This window comes from Candidatus Poriferisodalis sp. (assembly GCF_965215815.1).
Classification (GTDB): Bacteria; Actinomycetota; Acidimicrobiia; order Acidimicrobiales; family Poriferisodalaceae; genus Poriferisodalis.
On sequence record NZ_CBDCEO010000012.1, the window covers coordinates 264126 to 277027 of the forward strand.

A 12902-nucleotide genomic window follows, 5' to 3' on the forward strand; every position below is an offset into this window, starting at 1 on the left:
TTGTCCCCGCCCCCGAACTCGAAGAATCTGCCGAGGCCCCACCGGACCCGACGGGCGGTGATGGTGTAAGCGACGAAGGGTCCAACGGAGCTTCGAAGAGCGACTTCGGCACCTTCACCGATGCGGGTGAGTACGTGCCGCGGACCGTCACTGTCGACGACCTGGTTGACATCTCCTTCGAGGACGCCGTCGCGCAGACAATCGTCGAGTTCGACGACGGCGACATCGTGGCCGGCACCGTCGTGCGGGTCGACCGCGACGAGGTGCTGCTGGATATCGGATTCAAGTCCGAGGGCGTCATCCCGTCACGGGAGCTGTCCATCCGCCACGACATCGACCCGTCCGAGGTCGTCAATGTCGGCGACCAGATCGAAGCGCTCGTCCTCCAAAAGGAAGACCCTGACGGTCGCTTGGTGCTGTCCAAGAAGCGGGCTCAGTACGAGCGTGCGTGGGGCCGCATTGAGGAAATTCGCGAGTCCAACGGCGTTGTCATGGGCCCAGTCATCGAAGTCGTGAAGGGCGGACTGATCGTCGACATCGGCTTGCGGGGTTTCCTGCCTGCGTCGCTGGTCGAGCTCCGGAGAGTCCGCGATCTGGCCCCTTATGTGGGTCGCGAACTCGAAGCGAAGATCATCGAGCTCGACAAGAACCGCAACAACGTGGTGCTCAGCCGGCGTGCATGGCTCGAAGAGAGCCTCAAGGAGGAGCGAGAGGGCTTCCTGCGCGACCTCAAGCGAGGCGAGCGACGCACCGGCCGTGTCTCTTCGGTTGTCAGCTTCGGCGCATTCGTGGACCTCGGCGGCATGGACGGCCTCATCCACGTGTCGGAGCTGTCGTGGAAGCACGTCGATCACCCGAGCTCGGTCGTCAGTATCGGCGACGAGGTGACGGTGGAGGTGCTCGAGATCGACCGCGACCGCGAGCGCATTTCGCTCTCGCTCAAGGCGACACAGCAGGATCCCTGGGAAGCTTTTGCCGGCAGCCACCGCGTGGACGAGTTGGTCTACGGCCGTGTCACGAAGCTGGTGCCATTCGGCGCATTCGTGCAGGTCGGTGACGGCATCGAGGGCCTGGTGCACATCTCCGAGATGTCCGCGCATCACGTCGAGCTTCCCGAGCAGGTCGTCACCCCTGGCGAGGAGCTGTGGGTGAAGATCATCGATCTCGACCTGCAGCGCCGGCGCATCAGCCTGTCGATCAAGCAAGCTGCTGAGGGTGGCGTGGTCGCGGAGGAATACCGCGAAGCGTTCGGCGATCATGCGTACGACGAGGAAGGCAACTTCATCGGCGAGTTCACCTATGAGACGCCGGCCGAAGGCGAGGAATCAGAAGCCGAGCGGGCGTGGCGCGAGTACTACGAGGAGCATGGCGAAGAGGCCTATCGCCAGGCCCTCGCGCACTATGAGAATCAGGGTCCCGACGGTGAGCCCGCTGAAGTCGAAGAGACCTCTGCGGCCGCCCCTGAGGGTGACGGCTAAACCGTTCGCTCCACTGCGAACGCGGTCTGATGATCGCAGTCGGGCTGACCGGCGGCATCGGCAGTGGCAAGAGCACTGTCTCGGCAGGCTTTGTGCTGCGCGGGGCTGCGCTCATCGATGCTGATGCAATAGTCCGCGAGCAGCAAGACCCCAAGGGCGAGGTCTTCGCTGAGATGGTTGCGCGCTTCGGGGATCACATCGTCACCCCCGATGGCACGCTGGACCGCGGCGCGGTCGCGTCAATCGTCTTCTCTGACCCCGATGCGCTCGCTGATCTGAATGCGATCACTCATCCGCCGGTCGGTCGTGAGATTCGTCGCCGGCTCGGCGAGCTGGAGGGGACGGACCGGATGGTCGTGCTCGACATCCCTCTGCTCGGAGAGGGACTGGCGAAGGGGCAACGGCCCCGCTACCAGACGAGCGGGATCTTGGTCGTGGACACACCGACCGACGTCGCCGTCGAGCGTCTCGTGAGCTCTCGGGGGTTCTCTGCCGACGACGCACGTGCGCGCATCGCCGCGCAATTGCCGCGGGAAGAGCGCCTCGCCATCGCCGACTGGGTCATCGACAACTCAGGCGATCTGGCTGATCTGGAGACCGCCATCGACGCGGCTTTCGCATGGGCGAGCGCACTGCCCCACAGCGAACCTGCTGCCTGAGGCTCGACGAGGGCCGTCCCCGGTCAGGCAGGCCCTCGCGCGATTTCAGTAGGCGAGCGGTGTTCCGCAGTGCGGACAGCTGGGCTCCGGCGACCGTGTGTCGTACTGCGACGGCTTGACGAGCAGGAAGCAGCCCTCGCAGAGGATCTCGTCTTCCTGCTTGGAGGAGGAACGCGTGCCGGTGACCATGCCGATCTCGTCGTCCTCGTCGTCTTCGTCGTCGTCTTCGGACGCCAGCCGCTCCTTGAGGATCTCGCCGAGGTCGGCCTCGAGTTCCTCGTCGTCCTCGTCGTCGTCTTCGTCGTCGGTCGGGCTCTCACCAGCGGGCACCTCGTGGCTCGGCTTCGGGACCTTCTCGACAGGGATCGTCTCATCGACTTCCAAGTCGTCGCGGTCGTCGGCCAGGTCATCGTCGAGATCCTCGACCCCCAGCTCTTCGGCCTCGAGATCCTCCTCCATCGGCTCGATGCCGTCTTCGAGGATGTCTGCGTCGGGCAAAGCGTCGTCGAGCGCGTCTTGGGGTGGCGCAGTGGCGTCGGTTTCGTCGCGGCTCATGAGCGGTCTCGTGCGGTAGTGAGGTCGATTTTCATCGGGTCAGTAGTCAGCGCGGCAGGATAACCACACCGGATGGCCGCAGGGGGTCACCTCGGTGCTGGTTGCGCCAACAGTGTCCCCCTTCGGATGAGCTGGCGCTGGCGGGATGGCGACGCGTCCCGGCCCTAGCCTCGGAATCATGGCATCGGTTTCGACGGCCCCGCCACACCGGGACCAAGAGTTGGACGAAACCGGTCAAACCCGTCCCTGGCTGCCGAAGCCAACCGCCGCTCATCCGTTCCGGGCCGTGGCGGGCTTCGAACCAGCCGGAGACCAACCTCGCGCTGTGGCAGAACTGGCAGACGGCGTCAGCCGCGGGGACCGGTTCCAGACGCTGCTGGGCATCACCGGCTCGGGAAAGAGCGCCACGATCGCGTGGACGATCGAATGCACCCAGCGTCCGACGCTGGTGCTGGCTCCGAACAAGTCCTTGGCGGCGCAGCTTGCGAACGAGTTCCGTGAGTTCTTTCCCGACAATCGAGTGGAGTACTTCGTCTCCTACTACGACTACTACCAGCCTGAGGCCTACATGCCGACCTCGGACACGTACATCGAGAAGGACTCCAGCGTCAACGACGAGATCGACCGCCTGCGCCACTCGGCCACAGCCGCACTGCTGACCCGCCGGGATGTCATCGTGGTGGCATCGGTTTCGGCCATCTACGGGCTCGGCGCGCCCTCCGAGTACCTGCGTCAGATGCTGTACCTGCGTGTGGGCGAGGTGGTCGAACAGCGTGCAGTGCTGCGTCGTCTGGTCGAGATGCAGTACGAGCGCAACGACATGAACCTTGTTCGAGGCCGGTTCCGGGTGCGCGGCGACACGCTCGAAATCCATCCCGCGTACGAGGAATTCCTGGTGCGGGTGGAGCTGTTCGGCGACGAGATCGACCGCATCAGCCGAATCGACCCGCTGACTGGTGAACGTCTGGGCGAGCTCGAAGAAGTCACCGTGTTCCCTGCCTCGCACTACGTCACCGGCGAGGACAAGCTGCGGGTCGCGATCGGCAAGATCGAGGTGGAGCTGGCAGAGCAATTGCAGTTCTTCGAGAAGAACAACCAGCTCCTCGAGGCACAGCGTCTGCGTATGCGCACCGAGTACGACCTCGAGATGATGGGCGAGCTGGGCTATTGCAACGGTGTCGAGAACTACTCGATGCACCTCGACGGGCGCACCTATGACGAGCCGCCGTACACATTGCTGGATTTCTTCCCCGATGACTTCTTGATGGTCATTGACGAGAGTCATGTCGCGGTGCCCCAGCTGCATGGGCAGTTCGCCGGCGACCGGAAGCGCAAGGACACCCTTGTCGAACATGGCTTCCGGCTGCCCTCGGCGCGGGACAATCGGCCGTTGCGCTTCGACGAGGTGATGGACCGGCTGAACCAAGTCGTCTTCCTGTCGGCCACGCCGGGGGACTACGAGCTGCGGACGAGCTCCCAGGTGGTCGAACAGATCGTCCGGCCCACCGGCTTGGTCGACCCCGAGATTGTCGTACGCCCGACCAAGGGCCAGATCGACGACCTGATGGTCGAGATCGAACGGGTAACTGCACAGAGCCAGCGGGTGCTCGTGACCACGCTCACCAAGAAGATGGCGGAAGATCTCACCGACTACTTGCTGGAGTTGGGGGTGCGGGTCCGCTATCTGCACAGCGAGATCGACACCATCGAGCGGATCGAGATTCTCCGGGACCTGCGGCTCGGGCATTTCGACGTGCTGGTGGGCATCAACCTGCTTCGGGAGGGCCTCGACCTGCCCGAGGTGAGCCTCGTGGCAATTCTCGATGCAGACAAGGAGGGCTTTCTGCGCAGCGAGACGTCGCTCATCCAGACCATCGGCCGAGCCGCTCGCAACGTCGATGGGCAGGTCGTGATGTATGCCGACCAGTTCACTCCCTCGATGCAGCGGGCGGTGTCGGAGACCAATCGCCGCCGCGGTCTGCAGCAGGCGTACAACGCCGAGCATGGCATCGACCCCCAGACCATTCGCAAAGCCGTCACCGACATCCTGGAGGTGCTGCGGGGCCCTGCCAAGACTGCTCCTGTGCCCGAGAAGCTGGCGTCAGGGCGCGTCAACGCCGAGCGGTTGCGAGCCGCCTACGGCGACCTCCCGCCTGACGATCTCACCCGCCTCATCGCCTCGCTGGAAGAAGAGATGGCCGAAGCGGCCGCCGATCTGCGATTCGAGTACGCAGCTCGCCTACGCGACGAACTACGCGAACTCCGCCGAGACCTGCGAGACGCCAGCGCCTGAGCACGACGGCTGCTGCAATTCGCCGCTGCCACCGCTGAATTCTTGGATTGAGAACTACCGCAGATAGTCCGATAGCAATCGAAGTCCGGTTGGCTGTCGCACCTCGCGAACAGGCTCGCTCATCTGATCATGCTGGCCACGCCGCTCCGGCTGAAGCCAGTGATAACAGGCCAGCCATGACAGGCCAGAGCGGCGGGGGACAGGATGCGCAGGAATCGGTCGAAGCGGCCCTCAGCGTCGGGTGCTGCGAGCAAGGGCGGCTGGTCTGGCGGGAAGATCGTGCTGGCGAGTCTTGCCGGAGCCGCAGTTGTGGTTGCTGTGGTCGCAGCGGCGATTGCGCTGTCATCGGAACGCGGCGAGGCCGATGCAGCCGGGCAGTCGCCTGCATCGACCATGCCGGCATCCACGGAGCCTCCCGCAGCGACGACCGTGCCCCAGCCGGCGCCGACAACCGACGCAGCGACTCCGTCAAGCGAGCAGGTCGAGACGGACACTTCCGAGGCGGTCGAGATGGTGCCGACAACAAGCACTGCGCCGACTACTTCTCAACCCCAGGAGACCGGCTCCGAGACGGAGACCGTGACCGAGGAAGAGGAGGAGACATCTGTCGAAGACCCTGAAGAAGGGAGCAACGGCGGCACTTCCGCATCTGAAGAGACCGGTTCCGAGACGGAAACCGTGACCGAGGAAGAAGAATCTATAGCAGCATATCCAGCATTTATTGCGCACAGTGCTACAATGCTTCAGCTCGCGGAAGAATGTGGTTTCCTTGACACCACGAACTCTGATTACAGAGAATGTGATGATCCTGAAGACACTTAGGCTCTGGAACAGATGCAATCCGAGTTTTATGACTGTGATTTCTCTATAGAGTATGGCAAGTGTTCTGATATGGGTCTTAGAGAATTCGCTGAGTTGAGGAACAGACTCGCTTGCCCTGAAGGCTGGTTTGTAGCCGGAATAGTATGCTGGCGTCAGTAACCAACTTCTTCATTCAGCTACGCTCCGAACGGCCCGCCGCCCTGATTTATACGTAATGAGGGGCGGCGGGTCTGAGCCATTCTAAGCTTCAGAGCAAAACGTTGAGCTGGTTTATAGCAGTTCGAATCTGAGTCGCGGCGACTCGCTGGCGAATTCATATGCGGTTCGGATGTTGGGGGGTGTAGTGAGGTATCACCGTCACGGTTGTCGCCATCACGTCCGGCCATTCGCGACTTCCCACTGATCGCGTAAGCGAATGTCCTGCAGTCATGCGCCATTGTCGGCATTCGCTAGAGCACTGTCAAACGTTTTGAGACCCGTACTTCGACGCATGAAGCAGCTGAGCTCTGGCAACCTGTTATTTGCAAGAATCTCACCGTGGTTCTCGGAAATTCCCTGAAATTGGTGCGCGCAAATGGTTGTAATCGTTGGCGTACGAGTGTATGCTTTCTTTATGTTCATCGACCTGTCTGCACACCGCAATTGCGGTGCAACATCGGCAGCCGAGACGGCCGGTTGTGTCGATGAAACAGACGTCGGGCGGCATGACGCTGGCTCTTCTCGTGAGGTTGACGCCCGGCACGACAGCACGGCCGATGCCGAACTCGGCGGGCTCAGCTACCAGGATCCGGACGTTCAGCCATTTCAGTATCAAGCTGCGGCTGGCGATGTCGAACTCGGTGAGCTGAGTTATCGGGACCTGAAGGACCTGGTGATGACGTTGGCCGGTGAACGTGCTCGTGTCGAGGGGGAGTATCTGGCTGCTTTGGGCGAGATGACGTCGCGAGTCGGCGCTCAGGCAGCGGCCCATCAGCTGCGGGAGCTGACCCGAATGAACTCTTCACAGGCACGGTCGGAGTCCCGGCTGGCCGAGAGTCTCGTCTCCCACGAGATGACCGCGACGCTTGATGCGCTCAAGTCCGGAAAAATCCTGGCGTCTCATGCGAAGGTGATCGCCTGCGAGGCGCCCAAGAAGCATCGTCGCAGTGAAGAAGAGTTCCTGGAGCTGTGCCGGGCGTATCCCTCTGACACGGTGGCGCGTCACCCGTTCGCCTATGTGAGCCAGCAGGTGTACGCCGACATTGAGGCAGAGGCCGCTGCGAAGGGGCTCGGCCCGATCGACGCGGAACTCGAGTTGCAGCGCGCTGAGCGGTCAGGGTCGATGCGGCTGGGCAGCGACGGCATGTGGCATCTGTTTGCCACGTTCGACTTCATGACCGGTCGCCACCTCAACAGCGCGATCCAGTCCGCCGTGCGTTCTGCACGCCGCCGCGCCCAAGACAACAACGGCGGCAGCGGCAGCCGTGTGCGCAGCAATGGCTGCAGCGGAGACCGTGTGGGCATCGACGTCGACGGCAGCGTGAGCGGTGACGTTGAGCCCACGCAAACGCAGCTCACCTCAGATGCGATCAGCGACCTCATCGCCGGCACATCCACAGCGCGGCGGACGAATACCAGCCTGATGATCATCGCGGACTACGACGTCGTGAACGACCGGCTCGTCAACCCTCGGCTCGACGACGGCACGCCGCTGTCAGCGCAACAGCTCGCCGAATACGCCATCGACGCCAAGGTGCTGCCTGCGGTGTTCAAATCCGACTGGTCCGACTTGGCCCTGGGGCGTACCCGCAACGCCAGCGATGCCCAGCGGCTCATCTTGGCGGCCCGTGACGGGGGCTGCATCGGCTGCGAGCTCACCAGCGACCACACCCAATCCCACCACATCGACTATTTCGAGAACGGCGGACTCACCGAAGTTCCGAATTTGGCATCGATGTGCTGGGACTGCCACACAGACCTCCACCAGCACGACCGAAAGATCCACACCCCACCCGACGGCCGACCCCACCTCCTGCCGCCCACTCCAAACAGCAACGGGCCGCCCGCCCGGGAACCAGCCACCGCCCGCAGCCCGTAGCCGCACCCTGCGCAGGCGCATTCCGGGCCCGCTGGCGCACCAGCCACCGCCCGCAGCCCATAACCCCACCCCCGGGCTGGCCACTGCCCGCCTCCGAGCGAAATCCGCCGAGACCTACGTGACGCCAGCGCCTAGAGCAAGGCGAATAGTTGTGGAGGGCGGAGGAGAACTCTGCGAGGTTGGAACCTGCTGGATTGCCGGAGCAGAGGGCTCCACCGCCCTCCACAACGGGCGACAGTAGGTCGGGCTACAGGACGACGACAGAGCGCAATACCTCGCCGTGCTCCATTTTCTCGAACGCCTCCTCGACGCCCTCGATGCCGATCGTCTCGCTGACAAACTTGTCGAGCGGCAGCCGATCTTGCAGGTGCAGGTCGATGAGCATCGGGAAGTCCCGGCTCGGCAGGCAGTCGCCGTACCACGAGCTCTTCAGCGTTCCGCCTCGGCCGAACACCTCGATCATCGGCAGCTCGATCTTCATGGTGGGATTCGGCACGCCGACCAGCACAACGGTCCCCGCCAGGTCGCGGGCATAGAAGGCCTGCTCGTAGGTCTGGGGCAGTCCGATTGCCTCTATGGCAACATCCACGCCGTTGCCCTCGGTCAAATCACGGATTGCTTCGACGACTTCGTCGTTGCTCATGCCCGAAGAGTTGATGGTGTGGGTGGCGCCGAACTCGCTGGCCCATTCCAGCTTGCGGTCGTCGATGTCGATGCCGATGATCGTGTGCGCTCCAGCGAGCCGTGCACCGCAGATCGCTGCGTCGCCGACGCCACCGCAGCCGAAGACGGCCACGCTGTCGCCGCGACCGACGCCGCCGGTGTTCATCGCTGCACCCAAGCCGGCCATCACCCCGCAGCCGATGAGTCCGGCCACCTCGGGCGGGGCGGCGGGGTCCACCTTGGTGGCCTGCCCTGCTGCCACCAGGGTCTTCTCGGCGAATGCTCCAATGCCCAGCGCCGGCGAGAGTTCGACGCCGTCGAGCGTCATCTTCTGCGATGCGTTGTGCGTTGCGAAGCAGTACCAGGGGCGGCCCCGGTTGCATGACCGGCAGTTGCCGCAGACCGCTCGCCAGTTGAGGACCACGAAGTCGCCGACGGTGACGTTGGTGACATCGGCGCCGACCTCCGAGATGACGCCCGCCGCCTCGTGCCCGAGCAGGAACGGGAACTCGTCATTGATGGCTCCCTCGCGGTAGTGCAGGTCTGTGTGGCACACGCCGCACGCCTGCACGTCGACGATCACCTCGCCAGGACCGGGGTCGGGAACCGTGATGGTCTCGACGCTGACCGGCTCGCCTACAGCCTTCGCCACGACTCCTCGTACTTCGTATGGCATGACCGCCCCCAGTTCGTTCTTGGATGGTTGTCTTAGGTGGTTGGTGTCAGGTCTCCGGCCGCGCCTCGTGGGCGCCGCCACCCGGTGCACGTTGGCGATCGCGACCCTAGTTCTGCCGATTGAGGCAACGTTCAAGGCGTTGGCGTGGCGCCCGACGAACTTCTGTTTGTGTCCGGGGAGACAACAGGAGGCACAGGTAGGATCGCCCTGCATGGGTGAGCGACTGATCGTCCGCGGCGCGCGGGAGCACAACCTGCGCAACGTGGACGTGGAGTTGCCCCGCAACCGCATGATCGTCTTCACCGGATTGTCGGGCAGCGGAAAATCGTCCCTCGCCTTCGACACCATCTACGCCGAGGGCCAGCGGCGCTACGTCGAGTCGCTGTCGGCCTACGCGCGGCAGTTCCTTGGGCAGATGGACAAGCCCGACGTGGACTTCCTCGAAGGTCTCTCGCCGGCCATCTCCATCGATCAGAAGAGCGCCAGCCGCAACCCGCGTTCGACGGTGGGCACGATCACCGAGGTGTTCGACTATCTGCGGTTGCTGTATGCCCGCATCGGCGTTCAGCACGATCCGCAGACAGGCGAGATCGTCGAGCGCCAGACAGCGCAGCAGATCGTCGACCGGATCATGGAGCTGGCCCCCGGCAGCCGTTTCGAGGTGCTCGCTCCGGTGGTGCGCGGGCGCAAGGGCGATTACCACACGCAGCTGGGCGACTTTGCACGGCAGGGCTACGCACGGGTGCGGGTGGACGGCGAAGTGCTGGACCTCGGCGATGCCGACGAGATCGAGCGCCTGGACCGCTACGTCAACCACGACATCGAGGTCATCGTCGACAGGCTCGTGATGCGCAGCGAGATCGAGCAGCGCCTGACCGAGTCTGTGGAGGCAGCGCTGGGCCTGGCAGACGGTCACGTGTGGATCCACATGGTCCCGTCCGGAAACGGCGAGACAGCCGAATCGGAGATTCTGACTTTCAGCCAGCACCTGTACTCGCCGACCAGCGGCCGCTCGTTCGATGAACTGGCGCCGCGCAATTTCTCGTTCAACTCCCCGTACGGCGCCTGCGATACGTGCGACGGCCTCGGCACTCGATATGAAGTCGATCCCGAGCTGGTCGTTCCGAACAACGAGCTGTCGGTTGCCGCCGGAGCGCTCGCCCCGTGGGCTGGCGCCACTGGGAAGTGGTTCATCCGGCTGCTCGAAGCGGTCGGCGAACAGCACAGCATCCCCCTTGACGTGCCGTGGTCCCAGCTTGAAGCGGGTCAGCGCAAGCTGCTGCTCGAAGGTGCACCGTCCGGCGAGCAGATCACGGTTCGCTATCGCAACCGGTATGGCCGTTCACGCAGCTACACGACTCGTTACGAGGGCGTCATCCCGTTCCTGCGCCGCCGCCACGCGGATACCGAAAGCGATTGGTCGCGCAATCGCATCGAGGGATACATGCGCGAGGTTCCATGCGGAACCTGTGACGGCGCACGGCTCAACGAGGTGTCGCTGGCAGTACGCGTCGCCGGTCGAAACATCTTCGAGCTGTGCTCCGCCTCCATTGGCGTGGCGGCGAAGATCATTGACGGCCTCGAACTCACCGATCGCCAGCGCCTCATTGCGGCACCGATCATCAAGGAGATCGACGCCCGGCTGAACTTCCTGCTCGATGTGGGCCTCGACTACCTCACGCTCAACCGTTCGGCGGCGACGCTGGCCGGTGGCGAGGCCCAACGCATCCGGCTGGCAAGCCAGATAGGCAGCGGACTCGAAGGCGTGCTCTACGTCCTGGACGAACCGTCCATCGGACTGCACCAGCGCGACAACCGCCGCCTGATCGACACGTTGCTGCATCTGCGCGATCTCGGCAACACCGTGCTGGTCGTGGAGCACGATCTCGAAACGATCTCGGTCGCGGACTGGGTGGTCGACATCGGCCCCGGAGCCGGCGAGCACGGTGGCCAGATCATCTACAGCGGGCCGGTGGACGGCCTGAGCAGCGCGCCGGGCTCCGTGACGGGGGAGTACCTCTCAGGTGTCCGGGAGATCCCGATGCCGTCGCAGCGCCGCCCTCGCGGCACCGACCGCTTGTTGGTGCGCGGTGCACGAGAACACAACCTGCGCAAGATCGACGTGGAGTTCCCGCTGGGTTGTTTCGTCTGCGTGACCGGTGTGTCGGGTTCCGGCAAGAGCACGCTGGTGAACGAGATCCTCTACAAGTCGCTGATGCAGCGGATCTATTTGTCCCGGCAGGTGCCCGGCTTGCATACCTCGATCGAAGGCGTGGAAGCCCTCGACAAAGTCATCGACATCGACCAGTCGCCGATCGGACGCACACCTCGGTCCAATCCCGCCACCTACACCGGCGTCTTCGACCACATCCGCAAGCTGTACGCCGCCACGAACGAGGCGAAGGTGAGGGGCTACCTGCCGGGCCGATTCAGCTTCAACGTCAAGGGCGGCCGTTGCGAGGCCTGCTCGGGTGACGGGAACATCAAGATCGAGATGCACTTCCTGCCCGATGTGTACGTGCCGTGCGAGGTGTGCAAGGGCGCTCGCTACAACCGCGAAACGCTCGAGATCCGATTCAAGGGCATGACGATTGCCGACGTGTTGAACATGTCGTGCGAGGACGCTCTTGAGTTCTTTTCGGCGCAACCGCCGATCCGGCGTCACATGCAGACGATCGTCGACGTGGGCCTGGGCTACATCCGGTTGGGCCAGCCCGCAACGACGCTGTCAGGGGGCGAGGCGCAGCGGGTCAAGCTGGCCAGCGAGCTGTCGAAGCGCTCCACAGGTCACACCATTTACATCCTTGACGAACCCACCACCGGTCTGCACTTCGAGGACATCCGGCGGCTGTTGGGCGTGCTCGATCGGTTGGTCATTGGCGGAAACACCGTCGTGGTCATCGAGCACAATCTCGACGTCATCAAGACCGCCGACTGGATCATCGACATGGGACCCGAGGGCGGCATCGGCGGCGGCACTGTCGTCGCGGCGGGAACCCCCGAACAGGTGGCGGCGACACCGGAATCTCATACCGGTCGGTATCTGGCGCCGCTGGTCGGCTGAACGAGTCATCGTGAGCGAAGGAGCGAGCAGATGAGACTGCCCGAGATCACCCCCGAAGAGCTGACCGGAGGCGGGCGCGAGGTGTACGAGGCCTTGCGCAGCGGTCCGCGCAGCTCGGCGACCGCTGATCTGTCTGTCAAGAGCATCGTGGGCCCCTATGGCGTCTGGGTGCGAGCACCTGCCATCGGAGGACCGACCCAGGCACTGGGTGCCGCAGTCCGGTTCGCAGGCGGACTCCCCGAGACGGTCAAGGAAGCGGCGATCTGCACGGTTGGGGCGCACTACCAGTCGAAGTTTGAATTCGCCGCACATGAGCGCCTGGCTCGCACAGCGGGCATCGATCAGCGCCACCTCGATGCGCTTCGAGACCGCAGGCCAGCAGAGTTCACCGGGCAAGAAGCCATCGCGCACCGGGTAGCGGCTGAATTGCTCGAGTTGCATCGCATGAGCGACGAGACCTACGCCGACGCCGTCGCCGCATTCGGCGCCGAGGGCGTCATCGAACTCGTGACGACGGTGGGCTATTACTGTTTGATCTCGCTGACGCTGAATGCCTTCGAGATCCCGCTGCCGCCCGAGTGGGAAGATCCCTTCCCGGACGAGAGCTGATCGGTT

The 12902-nt window shown here is 63.8% G+C and carries 10 protein-coding genes; 7 read left to right on the top strand and 3 right to left on the bottom strand.

Annotation, left to right across the window (positions count from 1 at the left end; translation table 11 throughout):
• Positions 1-134 precede the first annotated feature (134 nt).
• Together rpsA and coaE are read left to right on the top strand one after the other, a co-directional pair.
• Complete coding sequence (rpsA, locus tag ACOOHB_RS03245; protein ID WP_420444645.1) at positions 135-1478, top strand: 30S ribosomal protein S1; 1344 nt, start codon at positions 135-137, stop codon at positions 1476-1478.
• Between the two features lie 29 nt (positions 1479-1507).
• Entirely contained in the window at positions 1508-2137 is a 630-nt protein-coding gene (gene coaE / locus ACOOHB_RS03250) for a dephospho-CoA kinase (protein ID WP_420443384.1), read from the top strand.
• A 45-nt stretch (positions 2138-2182) separates the two neighbouring features.
• Here the strand turns inward: coaE and ACOOHB_RS03255 are convergent, their stop codons facing one another.
• Entirely contained in the window at positions 2183-2692 is a 510-nt protein-coding gene (locus ACOOHB_RS03255) for a hypothetical protein (RefSeq protein ID WP_420443385.1), read from the bottom strand.
• 178 nt (positions 2693-2870) lie between these two features.
• Between ACOOHB_RS03255 and uvrB the strand changes: the two genes are divergently transcribed.
• Entirely contained in the window at positions 2871-4985 is a 2115-nt protein-coding gene (gene uvrB, locus ACOOHB_RS03260; RefSeq protein WP_420443386.1) for an excinuclease ABC subunit UvrB, read from the top strand.
• 119 nt (positions 4986-5104) lie between these two features.
• Here uvrB and ACOOHB_RS03265 read toward each other — a convergent pair whose 3' ends face one another.
• Positions 5105-5515 (bottom strand): hypothetical protein, encoded by a 411-nt coding sequence (locus ACOOHB_RS03265; protein WP_420443387.1) that lies wholly within the window; start codon positions 5513-5515, stop codon positions 5105-5107.
• Between the two features lie 49 nt (positions 5516-5564).
• Between ACOOHB_RS03265 and ACOOHB_RS03270 the strand changes: the two genes are divergently transcribed.
• Entirely contained in the window at positions 5565-5807 is a 243-nt protein-coding gene (locus ACOOHB_RS03270) for a hypothetical protein (RefSeq protein WP_420443388.1), read from the top strand.
• 613 nt (positions 5808-6420) lie between these two features.
• Positions 6421-7884: an HNH endonuclease signature motif containing protein gene (locus ACOOHB_RS03275; RefSeq protein WP_420443389.1), complete on the top strand. Its 1464-nt coding sequence runs from the start codon at positions 6421-6423 to the stop codon at positions 7882-7884.
• A gap of 247 nt (positions 7885-8131) precedes the next feature.
• On the opposite strand, the gene ACOOHB_RS03280 is transcribed toward ACOOHB_RS03275, so the two are convergent.
• Positions 8132-9223, bottom strand: a complete 1092-nt coding sequence (locus ACOOHB_RS03280; RefSeq protein ID WP_420443390.1) for an S-(hydroxymethyl)mycothiol dehydrogenase — start codon at positions 9221-9223, stop codon at positions 8132-8134.
• A 211-nt stretch (positions 9224-9434) separates the two neighbouring features.
• On the opposite strand from ACOOHB_RS03280, the gene uvrA reads away from it, so the two are divergent.
• Complete coding sequence (uvrA, locus tag ACOOHB_RS03285; RefSeq protein ID WP_420443391.1) at positions 9435-12287, top strand: excinuclease ABC subunit UvrA; 2853 nt, start codon at positions 9435-9437, stop codon at positions 12285-12287.
• A 30-nt stretch (positions 12288-12317) separates the two neighbouring features.
• The gene (locus tag ACOOHB_RS03290; protein WP_420443392.1) at positions 12318-12896 is read left to right on the top strand and encodes a carboxymuconolactone decarboxylase family protein; all 579 of its coding nucleotides are present in this window, start codon (positions 12318-12320) and stop codon (positions 12894-12896) included.
• Positions 12897-12902 lie beyond the last annotated feature (6 nt).